Source organism: Streptococcus sp. IMAU 99161 (genome assembly GCF_014435245.1).
GTDB lineage: Bacteria > Bacillota > Bacilli > Lactobacillales > Streptococcaceae > Streptococcus > Streptococcus lactarius.
Window position 1 is genome coordinate 263785 of record NZ_JAAPAW010000006.1, and the last position, 25824, is coordinate 289608.

The following is a 25824-nucleotide window of genomic DNA, read 5'->3' on the forward strand; positions in this document are numbered from 1 at the left end:
AAACACCTACTTTATTCTATTGCAAGAATGGAACTACAGTTCCGAGTAGAAGAAGAGCAATGGTGATCACAACAATTGATACAACCAATTTACCCATGAATTTCCACCATGTACCGATTTCAACACGTCCAAGAGCAAGAGCTCCCATTACGATACCTGAAGTTGGTGCGATCAAGTTCAAGACACCAGATGCAGATTGGTAAGCTGTGACAATTAAGCTACCTGGTACATTGACGAATTTACCAAGAGGTGCCATGATACCCATTGTTGCGCTGGCAAGACCAGATGATGATGGGATCAAGAATGACATTGGCAAGTAGAAAATGTAAGTCAAGACAATGAACAATTGAGATGAAAGACCTTTCAGTCCTTCTTCACCCCAGTGAAGAATTGTTGCAGTAATCATACCGTCGTTCATAATGACTTGGATACCACGTGCTACTGCTACGATAAGGGCAACACTCAAGAGGTCAGCTGCACCATTCATGAAAGATGAAATAATTTTGTCTTCTTTCAAGCCATAAATGATACCCACAAGGATTCCCATGAAGGCAAAGAGCATAGCTGTTTGAGGGAAGTACCAAGTACCAAGAGCATCAGTGTTACCGATCAATTGACCAAGATATGGAATCTTATGAAGGGATTCATTAAAGCTTTCAAAGAATTTGATTCCCAAATCTTTGAACGGAATAAATCCAGCAACCATGATGACAAAGGTCGAAATAAATACGAGCAAGACACGTTTTTGTTTCTTGTTCATTTGTGAAGGGATTTCTTCACCATTTTCCACATTGAAATATTTCAAATCTTCTTCACGAGTTGCATAGGTTAATGATGCTGTAGGATTCTTTTGAACCTTGTCTGCATAACGGTAGACATAGTAGGTACTGAGAGCAGTCAAGACTAGCCAGAAAATCACACGGAGCAACAATCCTGATGCACTAGAGATACCAGCAGTATCAGATGCAATAACTGTTGCAAATGGATTCAATGTAGAAGCCAAACATCCAATTTGAGAACCTAGAAGGACAATCGCTACCCCTGTCAAGCTGTCAAAACCAACAGACATCATTACAGGAACAAGAAGGGGATAAAAGGCCATCGTTTCTTCACCCATCCCATAAGTTGTCCCACCAAGGGCAAACAATGGCATCAAGATCAAGATCAACATTTTTTCGCGACCTTTGTATTTACGAACGATAGAAGCAATCCCTACATCGAGGGTACCTGTTTCGTTCACAACTCCAAGGAAACCACCAACCATCAAGATGAAGAAAGCTACGTCAATCGCTGCATTGGTTGGTGCTTTACCAAGCATGGCATTGATTGGGGCCATCAAAACATCCCAAATCCCTTGAGGATTTTGTTTCACAGATTCATAACTACCTGCGATAATGGCACCAGCTTTATCAACTTTGTATTGACCAGCTGGAATGATCCAAGTTAACACTGCCATAATGGCAATGATGATTAACAATACGGAAAAAGATGAAGGCATCTTAAATCCTTTTTTCGTTTTTTCACTCATTTGTCTTCCTCCTAACGCAACAAAATGTGAGTGAGATTTTACAAGTAGAATCCTTGTAAAACGCTTACTTATGGATTTATTTTACCATATTAAAGGTAAAAACACTAGATGTTCTTAATTATTTTTTAAAAAACAGAAACCAGTGAAATCAAGCTTTAAATCGGTAAAACTTTATCCAATATTTTTATACATTCTTTTGGATAATTGTACCGCTTTCACTTTCGACCAAAGCTTCAAGATTTTCAAGAGAAGTAATAACAGCTTTTCCATGAGGTGAGCTATTTACAAAATCAATAGCTGCTTCTACTTTTGGTAACATACTTCCAGGTGCAAATTGATTCTGTTGGATATATTCTTCCAATTGTTCAACAGAGACATGTTCTAATTTTTCTTGATTTGGTTTGTTGTAGTTTACAAAAACATAATCGACACCTGTCAAAACAATGAAAAGATCTGCTTCTACCAATTCGGCTAAACGTTCTGAAGCAAAGTCTTTATCAATGACCGCTTCTACACCAGACAACCGTCCATCTTCTTCTTGTACAACTGGGATACCGCCACCTCCAGCTGCTACTACGATTTGTCCATTATCGATGAGTGCACGAATCGTATTAATTTCTTTAATTCCAACTGGTTTTGGTGATGCAACTACTTTGCGCCATCCGCGACCTGAATCCTCTTTGAAAGTTGCTCCAGTTTTTTCAGCTTCAGCTTTTGCTTCTTCTTCAGTGTAAAACGGACCGATTGGTTTTGTGAGGTTCTCAAAAGCTGGATCCTGTTTATCAACTAAAACTTGCGTTACAACAGAAGCTACATCTTTTTTTATTCCTTCTTCAAGAAGAGCATTTTGAAGGGCATTTTGAAGCCAGTAACCAATACTTCCTTCTGTCATCGCTACCAATGAATCTAGCGGAAATGCAGGGTTCTTTTCAGAATCTGCTGCTAACTGTTGCAACAAGAGATTCCCTACTTGAGGACCATTCCCGTGTGTGATGATTAACCCATCTCCATTTTTAATGAGTTTTACTAAGTGTTTTGCTGTTTCCGCTAATGCTTCTTGTTGAGCCTTCGCAGAGGGATCAGATGATAAAATTGCATTGCCACCCAAAGCGACTACGATTTTTCTTGACATAGGATTACCCTTTCTAAAAAATAGGAGCTGGACTGTAGCTATCAGTCCAGCCCCTATTACTGTTTATTATATTTTTTTAAACTTTTGGAATGTACAAGTTACCAAGAGTAGCTGCCATAACCGCTTTGATGGTGTGCATCCGGTTTTCAGCTTGGTCAAAGTGACGAGCATACTTGCTGCGGAACACTTCATCAGTAACTTCCATTTCTTCTACGCCGAATTTTTCAGCAACATCTTTACCATAAACTGTATTTGTATCATGGAAAGCTGGCAAGCAATGCAAGAAGATCAAGTTTTCATTGTTAGCCTTCTTAACCAATTCCATATTGACTTGGTATGGTTTCAAAAGGGCAACGCGTTCTGCAAATTTGTCTTCTTCACCCATAGATACCCAAACGTCAGTATAAAGTACATCTGCACCTTTCACAGCTTCGTCAGCATCTTCAGTGATCAAGATATGAGCGCCACTTTCTTTTGCGAATCCTTCTGCCAATTCAACGATTTCTTTTTCTGGGAAGAGTTCTTTTGGTGAGAAGATGTGTACGTTCACACCAAGGATAGCACCTGTTACAAGAAGGCTGTTAGCAACGTTGTTACGTCCGTCACCACAGTAGACAAGTGTCAAACCTTCGAGGCGTCCAAAGTTTTCTTGAACTGTCAAGTAGTCAGCAAGCATTTGAGTTGGGTGCCATTCGTCAGTCAAACCATTCCATACAGGAACACCTGAGAATTCTGCCAACTCTTCAACCATACGTTGGCTGAATCCACGGAATTCGATCCCATCAAACATACGTCCAAGAACTTTTGCAGTATCTTCTGTAGATTCTTTTTTACCAAGTTGGATATCGTTTGCACCAAGGTATTCTGGGTGAGCACCAAGGTCGATAGCTGCTGTTGTGAAGGCAGCACGAGTACGAGTTGAAGTTTTTTCAAACAAAAGCGCAATGTTTTTACCAGCAAGGTAGTGGTGTTGGATGTTGCGTTTTTTAAGGTCTTTCAAGTGAGCTGAAAGTCCGATAAGATATTCTAACTCTGCGCGTGTAAAGTCTTTTTCTGCCAAGAAGCTACGTCCTTGGAATACTGAAGTTGTCATTTATGATCTCCTTTTTTCATTTAATATCGAAACCCTAGTTTCCCTCAGAGCAAGCAAGTCTGGAAACGAACCTGCTATTGGGTAAAAGGATAATTAGATTTCTTCACGTTCAAATGGCATAGACATACAACGAGGTCCACCACGACCGCGAACCAATTCACTTCCGCGGATCTTGATCAAACGAAGTCCGTATTCTTCTAATTTCTTGTTCGTAACAGTGTTACGGTCGTATACGACTACCACACCAGGTGCGATTGTAAGAGTATTAGATCCGTCGTTCCATTGTTCACGAGCAGCTGCAACGGCATTTCCATTTCCACATGGAATAAGAGTCACTTTTTCCACACCAAGGTTTGCAGCTAATAGTTCTGCCAAATCACCTTTTTCTTCAACGATCTTCAATTGTTCATTTTCAAAAGTCACTGAAAAGACGCGAAGATCACCTTGAATTTCTGGGTGGATAGTGAATTTATCGTAGTCCACCATTGTGAATACTGTATCCAAGTGCATGAATTTACGGTTGTTCGCAAATTCGAAGGCCAATACTTTCTTGAAGCCAACATTCTTCTTGAAGATGTTTACCAACAATTTTTCAATAGATGCAGCATCTGTCCGTTGTGAGATACCAACTGCCAATACATCTTTAGAAAGGACTAACTCATCTCCACCTTCGATACGAGTATCTTCTTCACGGTTGTAGACAAGTTCAACTTTTCCACCATAAACTGGGTGGTATTTGAAGATGTATTTACCATACAACGTCTCACGGTTACGTGTATCTGCGTACATGTGGTTCAATGATACAGCATTCCCCATAGTAGCAAATGGGTCGCGTGTGAAGTACAAGTTAGGCATTGGATCAATAGCGAATGGATAGTCAGATTCAACCAAGTCCGTCAAGCCTTTATCAGCTTCCGGAATTTCTGGAAGTTCCGCTTTTTGGAAACCGGCCATCGTTTTTTCAACCAATTCCAGATTGTCCTCAATGCCATGAAGTAATTTCCGAATAGCATTTTTAGTTTGGCGTCCACGAATATTTGCTTCATCCAGATATTCTTCGATGAATTGTTCCCGAATTTCTGGAGAAATTAACGACTCGGCTGCCAAACGTTCCAAATATAGTACTTCAACACCTTCATTACGAAGCGCTTGAGCGAAGTTGTCGTGTTCTTTTTGTGCGTCTTCCAAGAATGGAATATCATCAAAAAGAAGACGTTCAAGATAGTCAGGCATCAAGTTTTCCAACTCTTTACCCGGACGGTGCAACATTACTTTTTTCAGTTTTCCAATCTCTGAAAAAACATGAATCGGTTTAGTTGACATCTGTCATCCTCCTTTTTCTGTGAGCTTATTCTAAAGCTTATTTCAATTGTAATTATATATACTTTTGGTAACGCTTTCACAAAGAATTTAACTTTTTGAAAGCCAAGGATTTTGCTTTTATATGAATAATATCTGTTCTTTAGTTAATATGAAGCGTTTTCTTTGGATATTTTATCTTTAATATTGTTTTTATGAATATTTATTTTTTTGAAAAATTAAAAAAAGCCAGACAAGAAAGCTTTTTCTTGTCTCACTCTCCTTCAAAACTCCTTAAGAAATAGTCTGGGTCTAAAAAAGTCAATTTTTTCCGTTCATAACCGATCTTCTTGTTTTCAACTAATTTTTTTAATACCTGATTTACAGTTTCACGTGTTGTTGCTGCTAACTTTGCTATTTCCTTCATACTGATTGGAAATGGGATTTGATCTCCTAGCTCTTCATAATCCTTACAAAGAATCGCTAAGGACTGAATAACTCTCTCCTTTGCACTCGCAGTGACAACATTTCGAAGGCGCAATTCTTGAAATTCAATAATAGATGAAAGTTTTCTAGTAATATAAAGTAATTGCTCCTTGCTCTCTTGAACACAAGATTCATATAGATTAACAGGAATAACAAAACATCTTAGATCTGTCACCGCACTTGCTGTATAATGATACCGCTCATCCTGAAAAATTCCACCAAATGGAAGTAAGGCACCTTTTTTTATGTAATCCATATAGGAAAACTGATCCGACGAGTCAAACTGTTCGATCCGGGCATATCCCTCTACTAATAGGAAAAAACGGTCACGTCTATCCCCAGAATAAAACAGGACCTGACCTTTAGAGATTGTACGACTAGAGATTTCAATCGCTAATTTATCGAAGAGCTCCACCGGAATATTAAAAAACGCGGGATGCAAGCGAAGTAATTGGTAATCGTCTTTTGTAATCATATCTACTCACTTTTTTCAATTCTACTGTTAGTATAGCACACTTTTGTGCTCAAGGGGTAAAAACCATCTTTAATTCTGAAAAATGCTTTTGGTTTTCAAAGTTCAAGTCACTAAATAGTGCTTAATCTAAAGAAAAAGGCCGGGACAAACATTCCCAGCCTCTAAGAGTAATAGTTGATGATCACCAAAACAAGTTCCTATGGCTTGCAAATCAATCCATTTCCCAGATTTATTACAAGGGATAAAAGTTGAAAAACTAAAAAGAATTGAGAAGCTTTTATTTTTTCAGGGTGGGAGCTCTATCCCGCTACATTCTTATCTTTCGAAAAGCATTATTCATTCATATTGACCCGATGCCATTCGTTAATCACATAGGCTAAGGAACCCAATTGATAAAGACCAACACCACTGATTTCAGAACTTTCTGGGGTCGTTCCACCCAGTCCTGCAGTATAGATGGCAACCAAATAAGGGGTCGATTCACGGACAATGGCATCCACATTAAGTGCCTCGGCAACATAGCCCGGTTTTTGTTGAATCACCAAATCTGGCAAGAATTTCTTATAGTATTCACCCGGGAAAGATTCCCCAATCAATTCCAGCAAATCTGCATATTTTTCTTGATGATTCCAAAGATATTCTAACACATGGATGTAATAATCCGTTGTTGTTTTATTATCTTCACTAAATGTCTTTACTTCTGGAGATCGTGATTGGCCATAACGACTAAATAATTTGCGTGCTTGATCCATACCACCCAAACGATCTGCTAGGGCATAGGCTGGCGTATTTTCAGAATACACCAGTGAATAGCGTTGCATGTCAGGGATAGACATAGCTCCATCAAAGGCTGCAACATAGTTGTCATGCTCTCCGACATATTCGTAATAGGTATTGGTAATATCAAAACGATCCGTTAAATTAAGTTTTCCCTTTGCAACCTCATCTACAACCAACATGTTCAAGGGGAGTTTATAGGTACTTCCCGCAGTCATGGGTTGAAGGTCATTCATTGCAAACTGCTCGCCTGTAATGGCATTGCGATAAGTAAAAGCGACTTGCGAAGGATCAATACCATTTTCAGCTAGATAATCTTGAACCACTTCTACCAAACCTTTATGAGCATAATCATAGACCAGGCCATAAGCAGTCATGGTTTCCATGTCAGCATCCACAACTGCTTGCTTGGCCTCGGGAGATTTGACACGCGGTTTTTGGGTTTCTGGAGTTGAGGGCTCCACATCTGGCTTCTTTATTTTCTTTTCTTTTTTTTCAATTGCTGATGCTGTGGGTTCCGTCACATGCAAATAAGCCAGTGCTCCAGTTCCTCCTAAACACAAGAGGATACTAATCCCAATCATGATCGAGCGTAGATTTACGTATTTTTTCATATAGAATTAATTATAAAAGATTCTACTGAAAATAACAAGGACAATCACAAGGAGAAAACGATTTCTTTGTAAAAAGTTTTTTAGTTTGTCCTTGTTATTATTTTCGTTTAAAAGAGCCCATAATTAGCTTGGCAATCTCACGCGCAATTGTCCGGAATAAGGAACTCAAGAAGGAATCCTTGGCCTTTTCAAGACTTGATTTCCGAGGGCGACCTGGACTGCGTTTTTGAGCTTCTTTTTCCGCTCTGGCTACTTCTTTTTGCTCTTCTTCTTGTGCCTCCTTGCTTGCTTTAGCTGCCAATTTTTCATAGGCAGATTCTCGATCAATCGTCGTCGCATACTTTTGATGGAAAGGCGATGTCGTGATCAAGGCCAATTGTTCACTCTCATTTAAGAGGTCAAAACTCGATTGAGGAGAGAGAATATAAGCACGCTCAACCACACTAGGTTGCCCCTTCTCATTCAGGAAAGAAACCAAGGCTTCCCCTGTCCCTAATTCTGTGATCACTGTTTCTGTATCAAAGTCTGGATTGGGACGAAAACTTTGGGCAGCTACCTTGATGGCCTTCATTTCTTTTGGTGTATAAGCTCGAAGTGCATGTTGTACACGATTTCCAAGCTGTGCCAAAACAGATTCTGGAAGATCTTGAGGATTTTGGGTAATAAAGTAGATTCCTACCCCTTTTGAACGAATCAGGCGCACCACTTGCTCAACCTTCTCAAGAAAAAGCTTGCTTGCATCTTTAAAAAGGAGATGGGCCTCGTCAAAGAAGAAGACCAATTTAGGTTTTTCAGGATCCCCAACCTCTGGAAGTGTTTCAAAGAGACGAGACAACATCCAAATCAAAAAGGTTGAATACAATTTTGGTGAATGAAAGAGCTTTGTAGCCGAAAGAATATTGATATACCCCCGACCAGAAGCATCGACTTGCATAAAGTCATTTAAATCAAGTGCGGGCTCACCGAAAAACTGATCTGCTCCCTCTTCTTCCAGAACCAAGAGACTTCTTTGGATAGCTCCAACAGATTGCTTGGTGATATTTCCATATTGAGCCGAATAGTCTGAGCTGTGTTCATAGACTTCCTTTAACAGGCTCTGTAGGTCTTTCAAATCAATCAAGGGCCAATTTTTCTCTTGCGCCAATTTAAAGACAATGGCTAAAATTCCTGACTGGGTTTCATTCAAATCAAGCAAACGAGAAAGGAGTAAAGAACCCATCCCTTCAACGGTAGCACGAACAGGATGACCTGCTTGCCCAAAGACATCCCATAATCGAACTGGGAAAGCTTGCGGCTCAAAAGGATCTGTAATCCCCAATAGCTTGAAGCGCTCTTCCAATTTTGGCGTCCATTGACCTGCTTTGGCTAAGCCAGATAGGTCACCCTTGATATCAGCTAGAAAGACCGGAATACCTTCTTTGCTTAATTTCTCCGTTAAAACTTTGAGGGTAACGGTTTTCCCTGTCCCTGTCGCTCCTGCAATCAATCCATGGCGATTCAGCATCCGTAAGTAGATAGGCGTCTCAACCGCTCCTTTGGTAATGGTGATAGTCGTCATTTCATTTCTCCCTAGACTTTTCTTTTGTCTTCCTTTTCTTAGCCCCCAAAATAGACTCAGACAAGCAAGACACACACTTCTTCTAGTGTATCATTTTCCTGTCCAAACGCAAGAAATTCTACTTAGATTTTAGGTTAAAGGCACAAAAAAATCTATAAGAGCGATTCCTCACTCTTATAGATTTGTTTGCTTTATTATTTTGCTGCTGCAAATAATGCATCTACCTTATTCCAGTTAATCACTGAGAAGAAGGCTTTGATGTAGTCAGGACGTACATTACGGTATTTTACATAGTAGGCATGTTCCCAAACATCCAAGCCAAGGATTGGGGTTTTGCCTTCTGAGATTGGGGTATCTTGGTTTGCAGTTGAAGTTACTTCGAGTTGACCTTCTTTGTTGACAACCAACCATGCCCATCCAGAACCAAAACGTGTTGTTGCTGCTGCTGTGAAGGCCGCTTTAAAGTCTTCAAATGAACCAAAGGCTGCATCAATAGCTGCTGCAAGTTCTGCTGAAGGAGCCGTTTGTTCTGGAGTCATCAATTCCCAGAATAGAGCGTGGTTCAAGTGTCCACCACCATTGTTGATCACCGCTTGGCGAATGTCAGCTGGAATGGTTTCTACATTTGCCAACAAGCTTTCAAGGTCTTCTCCAATTTCAGGATGTTTTTCAAGAGCCGCATTGACATTGTTTACATATGTTTGGTGATGTTTATCATGGTGCAAATGCATCGTTTCTTCATCGATATATGGTTCCAATGCATCGTAAGCATATGGTAATTCTGGTAAAATGATTGCCATTTTAAGGTCCTCTTTTCTTTATTACTGTCTTGATGATAACGCAAACAGCTAAATTATTCAACTAATCTGCTTGCGATTTCACTTGTTCTTAGATGCTATTTGCCACTTTTAAAAGTGCCAAATCAAATAGGTAGTCTTTCTCATACTGACCACTTTTAATCGCATAATCGGTCTCAATGAGGGTTAGCATGGCCTGCTTCAAAAAAGAAAGAGAAAGTCTACGACTGTCTCGCAAGGCAAACTTCACTTGGTATGGATTGATCTTACGTCCCGCTAGATCCGATAAACTCGTAACGATCTGGCTTTCAGTCTGGCCTTCTTCTGATAGAATTTTAACCTGAGTAAATAGACGGAATTGGCCCAGCATAATCGCGATTAATTTGATTTCATCTTCTCCCTGCAAGCGCAGATCTTTGACTAGATTGCTCGCCTGATCGATTTGGCGTTTGAGAATCATTTGGGTCAAGTCAAAAATATTGTCTTGTAAGGTCTTAGGAACCGCCTCTTCGACATCCTCCAAGGTAATCTGACCGTCTTCTTTATAGGCCTGTAAAAAGGCAAGGTTCTTCTGCAGCTCTCCAAAGTCATAACCAGATTTCAAGAGTAGCCGATCGAGCGCATCCCCCACAAATTTCAAGCCCAATTCTTGGGCCTGACTGGCGAAATAGCGCTTCAAATCTTGGTCTTTTGGGGTCGTCGCTTCAACGATTTGAGCATCTCTTTTTAACAGTTTGACCAAACGGCGCTTGCTATCTAACTTCCCTTCAGCAAATATCACCAATTTGGTCGATTCGAAAGGAATTTCCAGATAGCTTTCAAATTGCTTTAGATCTTCATCTGTCAAAAAACGTTTTTTAGCAGTCGTCAGGTCTAACAAGTGGTCCAAAATCACAATCTTCTCATCTGCGAAAAAGGGAAGACTAACCAAATCCAGTTCTACCTCAGCATAGGGGGTTTCCTTCATATCAAAATAAGAATAATTGAGATCAGAAGGATCGTAGGCGATCTTTTGTAAAATGTCTTTTTTTAGCCATTCAAATTGTCCGACATCCTCACCAGTTAAAACAAGAATAGGTGGGAGGGTGTGAACCGTTAGAGCCTTGATATCATTAATAGCTTGCATGATGTTCTCTTATCTCTATCCACTTAGTGCTGTTCGTGTTCGGCAGCCATTTTTTGTTCCAATGGTGTTTTTTCACCAGACAAATCAGGTGCTGCGACAAAGCTTGGAATTTGACCAAATGACCCACTTGTATAGGGATCAGCAGCTGGTCTTAACTGTGTCTCAGTAGCCACTTGAGTTGGATGAACGACTGGCTGTGGAAACGCGTTTTTTGCTGGAAACATCAAAAGGATAAGGAGGGCGACTGCCCCGATAAGCCAAATGAAGAGGAAGACCTCTAAAGAAGTTACTAAATAGAACAGAATTGGGCCAAGGTTCAAAAAGATCCAAGACCAATGAATCCCTGCATCTCGCAATCGTCGCACACAAATCGCTTGGCTCGGTACAAAAATAAGAAAATAAAAGAAGACCAAGAAAGCAAGCGACCATAGAACAGGGAGGGCTTGTAAGTTAGAGAGTGGCAAGGAATCCTTGCCAGCTTGATGCGATACATCCGCTACGATGAAAAAGACCCAGAGAGGCAATGAAATCAAAAAATTCCAGAAAAAGGCTAGCCAAAAATGGGCACGGCTGGTCCTACCTGAAAAGTCAGCATACTGGAGCCAAAATTGCTTAAATGCGTTCATATCATTCTACCTTTATATTAATTTCATCTTCTATAATAGCAATTTTCAACAGTAAAAGCAAACCTTCCCTTTCTTCTAGCGGACAGTCTCCAGCCTCCAATGATCCCAGCCAATCAATCGAATAGCCCCTCTTTCATCGGTACGAAGGTAAGAAATCGAACGCTTCTCCAATCGTTCCAACAATTCTTTATGGGGATGCTGGTAACGATTCTTCTTTCCAACTGAAATCAAGGCTAGTTGAGGATGTAATCGATCTAAAAAGACGTCGCTCGAGGATCCTTTTGATCCGTGGTGTCCTACTTTTAAGACGTCTACTTCTAGTTGGGGATAATTGGCTAAAAGCTGTTTTTCTCCTGCTTCTTCAAGGTCCCCAGTAAAGAGAAATCGTTTTTGAAAAAATTGTCCATATAAGACGATCGAATCATTATTTTTCCCATCACCTACTCCATCAGGGGATAAGACCTCTAGATAACTCTCAAATATAGGTAAGTGATCGCCTCTGTTGACAACTTTGATCGAACCATGAAGCTGTTTCAACTGCTCTTGAAATTTGGGTTGGGTGAGGCTTCCCTGACTGATATAAATCGTTTGAATTGGAATTTGTCTGGCCACCTCAAGCATATCTCCCATGTGGTCCTGATCCGTATGTGTCACAACCAAGGCATCGATTTTTCCAACCCCTCGACTCTTAAGGTAAGGAAGGAGGGTTTTCTCAGCATTGGCCGACTGATGACGCTCCTGCCACTTTTCTCCGCTCTTAAAACTGACACGTCCACCCACATCAATTAAGATTGTCCGGCCTTTCCAATCTCGTAAAAAGATACTATCTCCTTGGCCAATATCGACCATCGTAATCTCATTTTCTAAAGGGTGCTTGGTCCAAGCAAAGACAAGAAAGATAGCTCCTATACAAAGTAAGCGCAACCCTTTTTTCTTTCTAAGATCATAGAGGATCCCCAAAAGAAAGATCAAGCCAAGCAGAGCCAACCCTATCGGTTGACCAAATACTAGGGGAAGTGACGTCCCATCTGCGATCCAGCGGATACACGCCTCGATTAAGACAAAGACAGTATTAAAGATGGTCAAAGGTTTTAAAAAAGAGAATAGAAACAAAACAGTCAAACCTGGAAGCAAGACAAGGTCAAATAAAAAGGAAAAGATAAAGGTCAGCGGAATGGACCAGGGTTGAAAGACAGCAAAATAATAGGTTAAAAATGGCAATATGCCTAAGCTAATGCAAGTACTTTCCAGTAGCACTTTTTTAAAACCAACATAGGAACTCGTATCTATCAGGGTCAAAATAAAGGCATACGCACAACTTAAGACACCGCCGGCAGTAAGAAGGAAAAAAGGCATAAAAACCATCAAAAACATGATTGTAACCGCCATATTCTCCATTCCAACAATTCCTTTTTGGGACAATAGTTTTTGCAGAAGGCTACGAACAACAGAGACTGAAAAGCCCGTCAAACCCGCGTAAAGAAAGGAAAGAGGATACATCAAGAAGTCTACCGTTTCTTGCAGAATTCCCAAGCGTAAGAGGATTTTTCGAATACCATTGATGAAAAATCCAACCTGCATTCCTGATAAGGCAAACAAATGGATAATACCTAAGCTGGAATAGAGCTGGTCCATCTCTTCAAAATCAGTATCTAGATAGCCAAAGAGAAGTCCTGTCATATACTGATTCATTGGATGCGGAAAGTGTTCCTTGCTCCAAACAATAGCTTGGCGCCTCAATTGGGAGCACCAATCAAACAGATTCCAGGTTTTAGAAGGCATAGCCGATCGAAAAGACTCAATAGTGATTTGATAGTGGATTCCTTGCGTCTTCAAATAAGCACGGTAATCAAATCCTCGAAAATTTCGCTGACCTACTGGCTCTTCCATCCTTCCTTTATACGAAATATCCAAGGACTTCGTTTGTGATTGCCATTGCTTTTTTTCCTTTTCTGATTTCAACTGATAAAATACTTGGTATGTGTTTCCTTGATCTGTTGCCCTAAAGCTCAGCAAATCACCATTGATCTTAATCGTATCTGGCAGTAAACGTAACTGAGCCGGTGGCTGAGATGCTCCACTTTTGTGCTCGTTTAGAAAACGCTGAATAAAAAAGAAGCCAGCAAAACAAACTGCCAGAACTGCAAGCTTAATCAAGCTTTGACGCTCATTTTTATATCGATTGACTAACAAGAATAGAGCGACGACAAGAATGATCTCCGTCTGAAATGAAGGTTGGTAGACACTGAAATACAAACACAGCAATAAAAAGGCTAAGTGAACCGGCGAAAAGGGAAGCTGCTTAATCCACCGTGAAAGCATCTTTTAATTTCTCCAGCGTTTTCTCACCTATTCCTGACACATTTTTTAGATCCTCTACCGATCGAAAAGGACCGTTTGCTTCACGGTAGGCGATAATATCAGAGGCCCTCTTTTGGCCAATGCCTGAAACCGTCTGTAATTCAGCCTCCGTTGCACGGTTCAAATGCACCTTTCCCGGTTTTTCTGAGCTTGCAGATGAGGTAGTTGGGCTCGCTGAACCGCCAGCCGCGGGAACATCTTCTCCTTCTTTAGCCACATATATGACAGCTTCATCCGTGAGTTTTTGCGCCAAATTAACCGATTGACTATTAGCTTCTGGGGTCATCCCACCAGCTTTATAAATCGCATCGTGAACCCGACTATTGGACCGTAATTCATAAACTCCTGGCTGTTTGACAGCCCCCTTGACATCCACCGTAATGACCTCAGCTTCTTCTGACATTGAAGGGGATGTCTTTTCTTCTTTTGAACTAGAGACCTGTGTTTTTTTCTGGGATGATGATACACTAGACGCTTGATAAAGATCTGGAACTGTCGAAGTACTTGACTTAGGTTGTTGAAGGATAAAATAGCCACCCACTAAAAGGCCAATCACTGCAATCCCTAAAAAGAGTTTGTATTCCTTGATTTTTTCAATCATATCTTCCATGAAAATCCTCCTCTCACTTTTATTATTCGTAAAAATAAAAAAAACTGAGAAAATTTCTCAGTATTTTTACTTATTTTTCCGGTGTTTGTCTGGATCCCATACAAAGCTTGCGAGGTAACTAAAGAGCAAGGTCAAGATGCCCACGACTAAAACAACAGGAATCAGAAGGATTTTCAACAAACGAATCAAGATAAAGGGTTTTGTTGGGGTGTTGATCGCTTGGGCTTCCGCATCCAAACGATCAAACTCCTCTTGAACACGACGGGCAACTTCTGCTACCCCTTCGTCATTCATTTTTTTGATATCTGAAATATCAATTGGATGTCCAAAGTTCATATCAATGCGCTCACCAGTTGCCAAACCGTTCAGATTTCTTGGTCCAGTGTAAGTCACTGGCATGATACGGACCTTAGCCATTTTGGCAATGATGGCGACACCACCTTTAACATCTTGTGAATGCCGGCTCCCACTTGGGAACATAATCAAGGAACGGTTGCTCTTTTTCAACATATTAACGGGGTACTTAATAGCTTCTGCCCCTGGATTTTCACGGTCAATCGGAAAAGCTCCACACATACGAATCCACCAGCCAAAAATACGATTGGTGAAGAGTTCTTTTTTCGCCATAAAAATAAACTGCTTGGGCTTGGTCGCAAAGGCCATATAAACGGGATCCCACCAAGTCCGGTGAGGAGATACCAGGATATAATTTTCATCACGATCTGGAATATTTTCCTTATGATGGTAATGGGCATTGCCATTTAAAACCCAAAGAATAAAGGCAACAAGGCCACGTAAGTAGGTGTAAAACATAGTTGTTCCTCAAATTCATTCATTTGTTACGATATATGATGTAAAATCATATGGATTCTTTCTTATTATACCCTATCCTTATTTTGACCGCAAACCTTTTTGTAGAAAAAAGTCTCAGCAGGCCAATTCTAGATAGTCTTTTTCGCAAAAAAATGATATCATATTGTCTATGGAAACTATTGATTTAAAGGGCTTGTCCCTCAGTGAAGTCCGCAAGAAAATGGATCGTGGACAAACCAATGATTTTACAACAAATACAAGTACCAGTACCTGGCAAATCATCAAGCGCAATGTCTTTACCTTGTTTAATACCTTGAACTTTGTGATTGCAGTAGCTCTTGCTGCTGTACAAGCCTGGAGCAATATGGTTTTCTTTGCTGTCATTAGCTTTAATGCGATCACAGGGATCATGACTGAAATGCGGGCCAAACGAATGATTGACAAGCTCAATCTCATGAGCCGGGAGCTAGTGACGGTCATTCGAGACGGGGAGAAAGATGCGATTTCACCGGAAGAGCTCGTCCTTGGTGATTTAATCCTACTTTCTTCTGGGGAACAAATCCCGAGTGATGCCGAGGTCATGTCTGGAATTGCTGAAGCCAACGAAGCGATGCTAACAGGTGAGAGTGATCTGGTCTTAAAAGAGGTCGGTGATGAACTGCTTTCTGGTAGTTATATTGCCAGTGGTCAAGTCTATGCCCGTGTCAAGCGAGTTGGGGCAAACAACTATGCCAACAAACTGATGATGGAAGCCAAAACCTTGAAGCCCATCAATTCGCGTATTCTCTATAACTTGGCGAAAATCTCTAGCTTCACTGGAAAAATTATCATCCCATTTGGTCTTGCTCTCTTCTTTGAAGCTCTGTTGATTAAAATGCTGCCCATCAAGGATTCCGTTGTGAATTCTTCCACTGCTCTCTTGGGAATGTTGCCAAAAGGAATCGCCCTTTTGACCGTTACTTCTCTCCTGACGGCGGTGATTAAGCTCGGCATGCGCAAGGTTCTAGTTCAAGAAATGTACTCAGTAGAAACTCTAGCGCGTGTAGATACCTTGTGTCTGGATAAGACTGGGACCATCACCCAAGGCAAGATGACCGTGGAAGCCCTCCACAGTTTATCCGATCATTTTTCTGAGGAAACCATCAAGGTGATCCTATCAGCTTACATGCAAAATAGTGAAGATACCAACCCTACTGCGCAAGCTATTCGTAAGGCTTATGGGGAATTGGAGCACGCCTATTCTGCTGAAAATATCATTCCATTTTCGAGTGATCGGAAATGGGGAGCCATGCACTTATCCAATCTTGGAACCGTCTTTCTCGGTGCTCCTGAAATGCTTCTTCACGAAAATCCAACGGCTGTTGTCGAAGCACAAGCCCGCGGATCACGGGTGCTCGTCCTTGCCCACAGCTCAGAAATGATCAGTATGCAAGAGTTGACATTGCCAGAGGATCTTGAAGGAATTGCCGTTATTGAAATTACGGACCCAATCCGCGAAGGCGCATCGGATACCCTAGAGTATCTGCGCTCTGAAGGTGTGGATCTAAAAATCATCTCTGGCGACAATCCTGTAACCGTTTCTTATATAGCCCAACAAGCTGGCTTTAAAAACTATGAGAACTACATCGATTGTTCAAAAATTGGTGATGATCAATTAGTCGATCAAGCAGAAGATACAGCTATCTTTGGACGTGTATCCCCTCACCAAAAGAAACTACTCATCCAGACCTTGAAAGCAGCTGGCCGGACAACGGCTATGACTGGAGATGGGGTCAATGATATCCTCGCTCTTCGTGAAGCTGACTGCTCGATCGTGATGGCCGAAGGAGATCCTGCAACCCGTCAAATTGCAAATATTGTTCTTTTGAACTCTGACTTTAATGACGTTCCAGAAATTCTATTTGAAGGTCGTCGTGTGGTGAATAATATTGGACGAATCGCCCCCATCTTCTTCATCAAGACCATTTATTCCTTCCTCTTGGCTATTATCTGTATTGCCAGCGCCCTTTTCTTCAACGTCAATTATTTGCTGATTTTTCCTTTCATTCCTATTCAAATCACCTTGATCGACCAATTCGTCGAAGGCTTCCCACCATTTGTGCTGACCTTCGAACGCAATATCAAACCGGTTGAAAAACACTTCTTGAGACGTTCCCTTCTGTTAGCCCTACCGAGCGCCTTGATGGTCGTCTTTAGCGTCTTGTTTATTCGCCTTTGGGGAGCAAGCCATGGTTGGTCTGCAGCCGATATGTCTACTGTATCCTACTACTTACTTGGATCCATCGGTTTCCTATCCGTTATCCGTGCTTGCCTACCACTAAACATCTGGCGCACCCTTCTCATTCTCTTTTCGGTTGTTGGATTTTATGCATCTGCAGTCGTCCTGAAAAACCTGATCGAGATTTCACTCCTTACGGCTACTACTTTCCCAGTTTATCTGGCATTGATGGCCATCTTTACTGGTGTCTTTATCCTGACAACGATTCTACAAAAGTATGAATTTGATTAAAAAAGTTGAGAGAAAAACTCTCAACTTTTTCTGTTCTGCCCACCTTTCCCCAAGTCTTTTTTCATGCTATAATAGAGCTATGACAGATATCGAATTAAAAGACGGTGAGCGCGTCAATCAACTCTTTTCAAGTGATGTGAAAATCATACAAAATCGGGAAGTCTTTAGTTACTCCGTGGATAGCGTCCTGCTCTCGCGCTTTCCAAAATTACCGAAGCGAGGCTTGATTGTAGACCTCTGCGCGGGAAATGGGGCTGTTGGCCTTTTTGCGAGTACCCGCACGCATGCAAAGATTATCGGTGTCGAAATTCAAGAACGTCTAGCAAATATGGCTACCCGTTCCATTGCGCTCAATGGCTTGGACCAACAAATGTCCATGATCACCGATGACCTCAAGCATCTCCCCCAACATATCAAAGGGAGTAAGGTCGATATTATCCTTTGCAATCCCCCTTATTTCAAAGTTGATGAACATTCAAACCTCAATGAAAGCGAACACTACCTCCTAGCTCGGCATGAGATCACGACCAATTTAGATGAGATTTGCCATGTGGCCCAACGGGTCCTCAAATCAAATGGTCGCTTAGCAATGGTCCATCGTCCTGACCGATTCTTGGACATTGTAGAGACGATGAAGCGCTACAATCTTGCCCCTAAGCGGATCCAGTTTGTCTATCCAAAAGTGACCAAAGAGGCCAATATGTTATTGATTGAAGCGATCAAGGACGGCTCACTAGATGGTTTAAAGATCCTGCCTCCCCTCTTTATTCACAATGAAGATGGCAGCTATACTGACGAAATTCATGAGATCTATTATGGAAACTAAAGCTTATATGTATGTTCTGGAGTGTGCGGATGGCTCCCTCTACACAGGTTATACAACAGACGTTGAAAAACGTGTCAAGACCCACAATGCTGGAAAGGGGGCCAAGTACACACGGGCTCGCCTCCCTGTCACCCTCCTCTATCAGGAATCCTATCCCGATAAACCCTCTGCCATGTCTGCTGAAGCTCTTTTTAAAAAGAAATCACGCCAGGCAAAATTAAACTATATCAAAGAAAACCGTCGGACTTCGTGATCCAACGGTTTTTCATTTACAAGAAAGTCATACGGTATTGGTGAGTTCGCTGTTCTTGTGGGCGCAACAGAATGACCCCTTTCTTGTCTTCGAAGAAATCCCCTTCTTCATCTGATGTTGGTAGCCCTGTCCAAGGCTCCAAGGCAATGAAGGGCCCATCATTACTACTTGACCAAAGAACCAAATGATCAAAATCAGAAAATGTAAATCCGATGCCATTACCGGATTTTTTTGAGATGAGCTGGACAGATTTTGAGGCTAACTCATCCAAAATAATGGCATCCTTTTGAAAGAGTTCATGTGTCAATTGTAAGCGCCGGTCCTGATTGAAAAATGGCAAACGCTTCGTTCGATTGATCAAACCAGTATCTGTATTCAAGAAGGGAATACTGCAAGTTTCTTCTTGTTCAAATACCAATTCATAATCGTCATAAGTTTCATCTGCTAAAAGGGGGCAACGAAAGGCTGGATGACCCCCAATACAATAGGGCATGACTTGATCTAGCTCAAGATTTTGCACACGATAAGTCGTACTGACTTCTTTTCCACTCAATTCATAAGCAATTTCTACTCGAAAATGAAAAGGGTAGTTTTGCAAACTTTCTGGGTTTGAAGTGATGGCAAAGACCAGGCGATTGGCACTATGTTCTTTGAGTTGAAATTCTCTCTTGCGAATCAAACCATGTCTTGGTAGCTGCCCTGTCTGCTCTCCACTGTTTAGATGGTACTTTACTTGGCCATTTCGTACATTTCCACAAATCGGGAATAGAACAGGAGCTTGTCCTCCCCAATACTTGGCATCACCTTGCCACAAATACTCTAGGCCCTCCCTATTTTGTATCGACTTTAGTTCTCCTCCAAATGACCTACATTTTAGTTGAAGAACATCATTTTTTAACTCAAAATCCATTATAGAATCCCCTTCTCCTGCTTGCTTTGATCGAAAAGCAAGACAACTTTCTCTTAAAATCTATAGATTTTTAAAAAATTTCAAAAAAACGTTGACAAGGCACAAAAATAATTGTACAATTAATATGTTAACAGAAACAATTAATTTTAGCAATTCCCAACTTCTGTTAACCGATCTTTTTCAGAAGTGATGGGTTGTACCCGTCATTCTCGAAAAATTCCTCCTACATTTGGTCTCCTTATAAATATACAAGGGTTAACGATTGCGCAACCCTTGTATTTTTTATTTTCTAAAAAAGACGGCCGATCTGCGACCGTCGTCTTATAGGATTTATTTATCCCCTTTATTTCGGATGACAAAGCCGTTTTTCTTTTCATTTGAAGTACGATGTGGGCGTTTGTTTCCCTTTCCTTCAAAGTCTCGGCTATTTTTATTGGACTTCCGTTTGAAATCACGGCGTCCACCATCCCGGTCTTCTCTTCGGTTTCGATCACGACGTTGGTCTCCACGGTAGCCATTTCCACGACCACCTTTGCCCTTTCCACCAAAACCACCAGAAGATGGTTTAAATGGCAATGGTTTTTCACGCGCAATTTCCACTTCTGGAAGGCTATCTGGATCTTGAACAGTTAAGCTCAAAATATACATCGCCAATTCTTCCGGAGTAAATTCTGCTGCCAGTTTGCGAGCATCTTTGCCAAACTTCTCAAAGTTGGTCCGGATGCTTTCATCCTCAAAGTCACGTTCAATTTTCTTCAACGCCACTTGTTTTTTCGCTTGGAAGGCTTCTTCTGCTGTCGCAGGTTTCATCCCCTTCATCCGCTTTTTGGTGAGGTTTTCAATAATTTGGAGATAGCCCATTTCATTCGGCGCGATAAAGGTAATGGATTGACCTGATTTTCCAGCACGACCTGTACGACCAATCCGGTGAACATAGCTTTCAGGATCTTGTGGAATATCGTAGTTGTAGACATGCGTCACACCTGAAATGTCCAAGCCACGCGCTGCCACATCAGTAGCTACAAGAACATCCAGATTCCCATTTTTGAAATCGCGAAGGACACGCAGGCGTTTGTTTTGATCCAAATCTCCATGAATTCCTTCTGCTCGGAAACCACGGATCTTCAAGCCACGCGTCAACTCGTCGACACGGCGCTTGGTCCGACCAAAGACGATGGCTAGTTCAGGCTGTTCCACATCCATGAGACGGGTCATGGTGTCAAACTTCTCACCTTCTTTGACACGGATATAGTACTGATCTACTAATTCTGTCGTCAATTCTTTAGCAGCAATCTTGACATGCTCAGGCTCTTTCATAAACTGGACACCGATCCGTTTGATGGCATCCGGCATGGTAGCTGAAAAGAGCAAGGTTTGACGTTCCTCAGGAACACGGCTAATAATGGCTTCGATATCCTCTAAGAAGCCCATGTTAAGCATTTCATCTGCTTCATCCAGGATCAAGGTTTCAATATGATTGAGTTTCAAAGCCTTACGCTTGATCAAATCCAGTAAGCGTCCAGGTGTTCCCACAACGATGTGCGCGCCTGACTTCAAAGCTTTAATTTGCTTTTCAATGCTGGACCCACCATAGACAGAACGGACTTTGACACCCTTACTACGTCCAAAGCGGAACAATTCTTCCTGACTCTGAACTGCCAATTCACGCGTTGGCGCAATGACAAGGGCTTGGATAACGGTATTATCCACATCAATCTTCTCCAAAGTTGGAAGACCGAAAGCCGCAGTTTTACCAGTCCCTGTTTGCGCTTGACCGATGACGTCTTTTCCCTCAAGGGCCAAAGGAATAGTTTGTTCTTGGATGGGGCTCGCTTCTACAAAGCCAGCTTTTTCAATTTCTGCTAATAAGGAAGCAGAGAGGTTAAATTCGTTGAATTTCAATTGTTTCTTCTTTCTAAAAGTGGTGCGAAGCCACTTTATCACACTTCGTTCAATGCATTGCATTGATGGCTCAGGAAGTCGCCTTCCTTGGTTTGCTGTCGTAACACTCATTTGAACAAAATCCAACTTTGCTAGGATTTTAATTAGCGAAAAACTGGATGCAGATAACGATTGCCCGACCAACCTCTATGCTAGAGCTTCAGGTGATTCCCATCCTGCATACAAAAAGTTCTTCCCTAGGTTTTTCTCATACAAGTATACAACTTATCTAGTATAACACAATGAAGAAACAAAAGATAGTCAAACGAAAACATTTTTATCGTTTGACCAATCTTTGCTAGTTGAAAGTGCGAAGGCTGGCTAAATGATACCGATTTAGAATCGCTATTTTACGGACTATTTTTCAAAAAAGCTTTTTATTTTAAACTATAATTTCTTTGTAAAAACTTTTATTTTTTGGCAGGTCCTACCTTGCGTTTTTACAAATAAATATGTATAATACAATTAGTATCTAAAATATTTCTGTAATAAAGAAATAGGATCCTTCTATTCATTCAACGATTTATTCTAAGTTCTAACTGATTTAGAAACCACTCAGTACTATTAAATCTACTCCTACTATTTCCAAGAAGATTTTGTACAGTCGATGAAACTACTCACACTGCCCCTTCTTTGGAGAGGAGGGCAGGTGTTTAGATACTTCCTATTTTTTCAGTGTATTTTAGATACGAGAGAGGCTCGGATTTCTCCAAGCCTCTTTTTTATCTTTTTTTAACAATCCATCGCATGACTTTGGCAAGTAGCAACCATAAAATAAAGCTACAAACGGATACATAAATCCAGGCATTTGGATCCTGCGTCAATGGGAGAGGAATATTCATCCCAAAGAAACCAGTGATCACGGCTAAGACAGCCAACAAGGCTTCAAAGATGGTCAGGGTGGTCAAGTTATCATTCAGATTATTGTTTAGGATATTGTTGTAAGAGCCAGACAGTTGTTGCAAGACATTGGAAATCAACTCGGTCATGGAAACCAGCTGATTGGCTTCGATCATGGCATCATCAAATTGTTCTTTTTCAATATCATCCATTCTCCGATAAATGGCATGCGCTTTAATATGTTCCAGCAACATCCGATTTTGTTTGGCTGCAGCAAGGAGGTAAACCATACCGGTCTCAAGGTCGGATAGGGCATAGAGGTTCTTACTGGTTGTGGTTTTTCGAAGGAGGCGATTGAGGTCATCCTTGTGCTTATCTAAACGGTCTATAATCGGGTAATAGGCATTACTGATCATTTCAAGACCGGCAAAAAGCAACTTAAAAATGGACAACTCTCCATGAGCTTCCAAGTAGCTCATCATCTGTTCAATGATGTAAACATTTTCTTGGTTACTGATCGTGACCAGACGGGTATCCTGAACGATAAAAGCCATAGGAATTGTTTCGTAATATTCCTTATCTTTTTCCAGGTTCAAGACATTGTAGATAAAGGTGATCGTCCCGTTTTCTCGATTGTAGTCCATATGCGCTCGTTCATTTTTATCCAGAGCGTACTCAATCGTTTCTTTGTCAATATCGTATTTCTTATAGAGATAGGAATTCTCTGTGATCCTATCTGAATCGATATTGATCCATTTCCGATCTTGACCCAATTGTTTATCGATAAACATGTTGACTCCTTTCCCTACTATTTATCAATGGTTTGGTGCAGCTGATTATTTAAAAACAGCACTGGCTAAAGCTTGTTGGATTTCAATGACGCTATTGTCACTCTTGAATTGCAAGATTTCTGAAGGCTCCACTGCAGAAGAGACCCAGATTTTTAATTCCGCATCTAAATCAAAATGACCAGAGGTTTCAACAGAAAAACGAGAAATAGAGCGATAAGGAAGGGATTTGTAGGACGTTTTCTTCCCTGTTACTCCTTGTTTATCCACCAAAATCAAGCGATATTCTGTAAAGACAATGAGGTCCCGAATCAAGCTAAAAGCAAGTGTCACTTGCTCTCCAGGCACCAAGATATCTTCCAGATCTCTTTCCACCTTGTCGACATTTTTTTGAGAGGCATTGCCCATCAAACCACTTAGTAATCCCATCATTTCTCCTTTATAAGCGAAAACGGATAGATTTTCGTTTTCTTATTTTTTTTGTTATGAATCGGTTGTAAAAAGTTCCTTACCCCATCTTTTCTTCCAGCTCTACGTCTGGGTATTTGTCTGCAAACCAACGGAGGGCAAAGTCATTTTCAAAGAGGAAAACAGGCTGGTCAAAGCGGTCCTTAGCTAGGATGTTTCGGCTTGAAGACATGCGCTCATCTAGGTCTTCTGGCTTGATCCAACGAACGGTCTTTTTACCCATTGGGTTCATAACGACTTCGGCATTGTATTCATTTTCCATGCGGTGCTTGAAGACTTCAAACTGAAGTTGCCCGACAGCACCCAACATGTATTCACCCGTTTGGTAGTTGGTATAGAGCTGAATAGCTCCTTCTTGCACCAATTGCTCAATCCCTTTGTGGAAGGATTTTTGCTTCATGACGTTCTTAGCTGACACTTTCATGAAGATTTCAGGTGTAAAGGTTGGCAGTGGTTCAAATTCAAACTTGTTTTTGCCCACTGTCAAAGTATCTCCAACCTGATAAGTCCCGGTATCGTAAACCCCGATGATGTCTCCTGCTACAGCATTGCTGACATTTTCACGGCTTTCGGCCATAAATTGAGTGACATTAGATAGCTTAGCACCCTTACCGGTACGAGGGAGATTGACACTCATACCACGTTCAAACTCACCAGATACGATCCGCACAAAGGCGATACGGTCACGGTGACGAGGGTCCATGTTAGCTTGGATTTTAAAGACAAAACCTGAGAAATCCTTGTCGTAAGGATCGACAAGTTCACCATCTGTCTTCTTGTGACCGTGAGGCTCCGGAGCAAACTTGAGAAAAGTCTCAAGGAAGGTTTGCACACCAAAGTTCGTCAAAGCGGATCCAAAGAAGACTGGAGTTAATTCACCCGCAAAGATGGCTTCTTCTGAGAATTCATTTCCAGCCTCTTGCAAGAGTTCGATGTCGTCTTTCACTTGCTCGTAGAAGGGGTTGTTAGCAAAAAGCTTGTCTCCGTCTTCTAGACTCGCAAAACGCTCGTCTCCTTTATAGAGTTCCAAGCGTTGGTTATAAAGATCGTAGAGTCCCTCAAAGGCTTTTCCCATTCCGATCGGCCAGTTCATTGGGTAACTGGCAATCCCCAAGACTTCTTCTAATTCTTCTAAGAGGTCCAGTGGCTCACGACCATCACGGTCCAACTTGTTCATAAAGGTAAAGACGGGGATGCCACGGTGTTTGACAACCTCAAACAATTTCTTGGTTTGGGCCTCAATCCCCTTGGCAGAGTCTACCACCATGACCGCAGCATCCACCGCCATCAAGGTCCGGTAAGTATCTTCTGAGAAGTCCTCGTGCCCTGGGGTATCTAGGATATTGACCCGTTTGCCATCATAGTCGAACTGCATGACAGATGAGGTTACCGAAATCCCACGTTGTTTCTCGATATCCATCCAGTCAGACTTGGCAAAGTTTCCTGTTTTCTTCCCTTTTACGGTACCAGCCTCACGAATCTCTCCCCCAAAGTAGAGCAATTGCTCTGTAATCGTCGTTTTACCAGCATCCGGGTGAGAGATAATGGCAAAGGTACGGCGTTTTTTAATTTCTTCTTGTACGTTCATGTTCCTAATTCTTTCTCTTTTTATTTTCTGATAAATTTACAAATTCATCTCTACATCGGATCTCTCCTCAATTTCTCTATCTTTTCTATTATAGCGAAAAGAGGCACTTTTTTCAATGATGGATCCTTTTGGGGAAGCAAAAAAAGAGAGTGGGACAGAAATCGGTCATTCGTTAGAATTCGATTTCGTCGTCCCACCTCCGCACAGTTGAGTAGGGCTGTAAAAGCTGATGAAATCAGCGTAGTAGAGCCCACTCAACCGCTGCGTCTTGATCGACAATCCAAAAACAATTGAGAGGCTAAGACTTCTGTCCCAGCCTCTTCTTATCGGGCTCTATAATTTCTGTAGTGGGTAAAACCACTGTAGAAATTATGGAGTCTATTTTGTTGTAGAAAAAAAGCTCCAT

Annotated in this window: 21 protein-coding genes; 3 read left to right on the top strand and 18 right to left on the bottom strand. The window is 41.4% G+C overall.

Going from position 1 to position 25824, the window contains the following annotated elements; all coding sequences use genetic code 11:
• Positions 1-16: 16 nt before the first annotated feature.
• From HA044_RS03580 to HA044_RS03640, 13 genes are all read right to left on the bottom strand, one after another.
• Positions 17-1528, bottom strand: coding sequence for a YfcC family protein (locus tag HA044_RS03580; RefSeq protein ID WP_187539361.1), 1512 nt, complete (start codon positions 1526-1528; stop codon positions 17-19).
• 184 nt (positions 1529-1712) lie between these two features.
• Entirely contained in the window at positions 1713-2660 is a 948-nt protein-coding gene (gene arcC / locus HA044_RS03585; RefSeq protein ID WP_187539363.1) for a carbamate kinase, read from the bottom strand.
• Positions 2661-2736: 76 nt separating this feature from the next.
• The gene (argF, locus tag HA044_RS03590; protein ID WP_187539365.1) at positions 2737-3753 is read right to left on the bottom strand and encodes an ornithine carbamoyltransferase; all 1017 of its coding nucleotides are present in this window, start codon (positions 3751-3753) and stop codon (positions 2737-2739) included.
• 93 nt (positions 3754-3846) lie between these two features.
• Positions 3847-5076, bottom strand: coding sequence for an arginine deiminase (gene arcA, locus HA044_RS03595; RefSeq protein WP_187539368.1), 1230 nt, complete (start codon positions 5074-5076; stop codon positions 3847-3849).
• Between the two features lie 250 nt (positions 5077-5326).
• Positions 5327-6013 (bottom strand): Crp/Fnr family transcriptional regulator, encoded by a 687-nt coding sequence (locus tag HA044_RS03600; protein WP_187539370.1) that lies wholly within the window; start codon positions 6011-6013, stop codon positions 5327-5329.
• A gap of 332 nt (positions 6014-6345) precedes the next feature.
• The gene (locus HA044_RS03605; RefSeq protein WP_187539372.1) at positions 6346-7404 is read right to left on the bottom strand and encodes a serine hydrolase; all 1059 of its coding nucleotides are present in this window, start codon (positions 7402-7404) and stop codon (positions 6346-6348) included.
• Positions 7405-7501: 97 nt separating this feature from the next.
• Positions 7502-8962, bottom strand: coding sequence for a helicase HerA-like domain-containing protein (locus tag HA044_RS03610; protein WP_187539374.1), 1461 nt, complete (start codon positions 8960-8962; stop codon positions 7502-7504).
• A 194-nt stretch (positions 8963-9156) separates the two neighbouring features.
• On the bottom strand, positions 9157-9762 hold the full coding sequence (sodA, locus tag HA044_RS03615) for a superoxide dismutase SodA (RefSeq protein WP_187539376.1): 606 nt from the start codon (positions 9760-9762) through the stop codon (positions 9157-9159).
• Between the two features lie 88 nt (positions 9763-9850).
• The gene (holA, locus tag HA044_RS03620) at positions 9851-10885 is read right to left on the bottom strand and encodes a DNA polymerase III subunit delta (protein WP_187539378.1); all 1035 of its coding nucleotides are present in this window, start codon (positions 10883-10885) and stop codon (positions 9851-9853) included.
• 23 nt (positions 10886-10908) lie between these two features.
• Positions 10909-11511, bottom strand: coding sequence for a DUF805 domain-containing protein (locus HA044_RS03625; protein WP_187539380.1), 603 nt, complete (start codon positions 11509-11511; stop codon positions 10909-10911).
• Between the two features lie 75 nt (positions 11512-11586).
• The gene (locus tag HA044_RS03630) at positions 11587-13833 is read right to left on the bottom strand and encodes a DNA internalization-related competence protein ComEC/Rec2 (protein ID WP_187539382.1); all 2247 of its coding nucleotides are present in this window, start codon (positions 13831-13833) and stop codon (positions 11587-11589) included.
• Positions 13814-14482 carry a helix-hairpin-helix domain-containing protein gene (locus HA044_RS03635; RefSeq protein ID WP_187539384.1) on the bottom strand — a complete coding sequence of 223 codons (669 nt, stop codon included), beginning with the start codon at positions 14480-14482 and terminating at the stop codon, positions 13814-13816. Before HA044_RS03635 ends, HA044_RS03630 begins: the two co-directional genes overlap by 20 nt.
• A 66-nt stretch (positions 14483-14548) precedes the next feature.
• On the bottom strand, positions 14549-15295 hold the full coding sequence (locus HA044_RS03640) for a 1-acyl-sn-glycerol-3-phosphate acyltransferase (protein WP_187539387.1): 747 nt from the start codon (positions 15293-15295) through the stop codon (positions 14549-14551).
• A gap of 169 nt (positions 15296-15464) precedes the next feature.
• On the opposite strand from HA044_RS03640, the gene HA044_RS03645 reads away from it, so the two are divergent.
• From HA044_RS03645 to HA044_RS03655, 3 genes are all read left to right on the top strand, one after another.
• Positions 15465-17804: a cation-translocating P-type ATPase gene (locus HA044_RS03645; protein ID WP_187539389.1), complete on the top strand. Its 2340-nt coding sequence runs from the start codon at positions 15465-15467 to the stop codon at positions 17802-17804.
• 79 nt (positions 17805-17883) lie between these two features.
• Positions 17884-18630: a tRNA1(Val) (adenine(37)-N6)-methyltransferase gene (locus HA044_RS03650; protein WP_187539391.1), complete on the top strand. Its 747-nt coding sequence runs from the start codon at positions 17884-17886 to the stop codon at positions 18628-18630.
• Entirely contained in the window at positions 18620-18883 is a 264-nt protein-coding gene (locus tag HA044_RS03655) for a GIY-YIG nuclease family protein (RefSeq protein WP_187539393.1), read from the top strand. The genes HA044_RS03650 and HA044_RS03655 overlap by 11 nt, the downstream gene beginning before the upstream one ends.
• A 16-nt stretch (positions 18884-18899) precedes the next feature.
• Here HA044_RS03655 and HA044_RS03660 read toward each other — a convergent pair whose 3' ends face one another.
• From HA044_RS03660 to HA044_RS03680, 5 genes are all read right to left on the bottom strand, one after another.
• Positions 18900-19793 (bottom strand): aldose 1-epimerase family protein, encoded by an 894-nt coding sequence (locus HA044_RS03660; RefSeq protein ID WP_187539395.1) that lies wholly within the window; start codon positions 19791-19793, stop codon positions 18900-18902.
• A gap of 330 nt (positions 19794-20123) precedes the next feature.
• A complete protein-coding gene (locus HA044_RS03665; RefSeq protein WP_187539397.1) occupies positions 20124-21695 on the bottom strand; it encodes a DEAD/DEAH box helicase in 1572 nt (523 codons plus the stop codon).
• Between the two features lie 761 nt (positions 21696-22456).
• Positions 22457-23365: a magnesium transporter CorA family protein gene (locus HA044_RS03670; RefSeq protein ID WP_187539399.1), complete on the bottom strand. Its 909-nt coding sequence runs from the start codon at positions 23363-23365 to the stop codon at positions 22457-22459.
• A gap of 45 nt (positions 23366-23410) precedes the next feature.
• The gene (locus HA044_RS03675; protein WP_187539401.1) at positions 23411-23791 is read right to left on the bottom strand and encodes a PH domain-containing protein; all 381 of its coding nucleotides are present in this window, start codon (positions 23789-23791) and stop codon (positions 23411-23413) included.
• A 79-nt stretch (positions 23792-23870) separates the two neighbouring features.
• Entirely contained in the window at positions 23871-25418 is a 1548-nt protein-coding gene (locus HA044_RS03680; protein WP_187539403.1) for a peptide chain release factor 3, read from the bottom strand.
• Positions 25419-25824 lie beyond the last annotated feature (406 nt).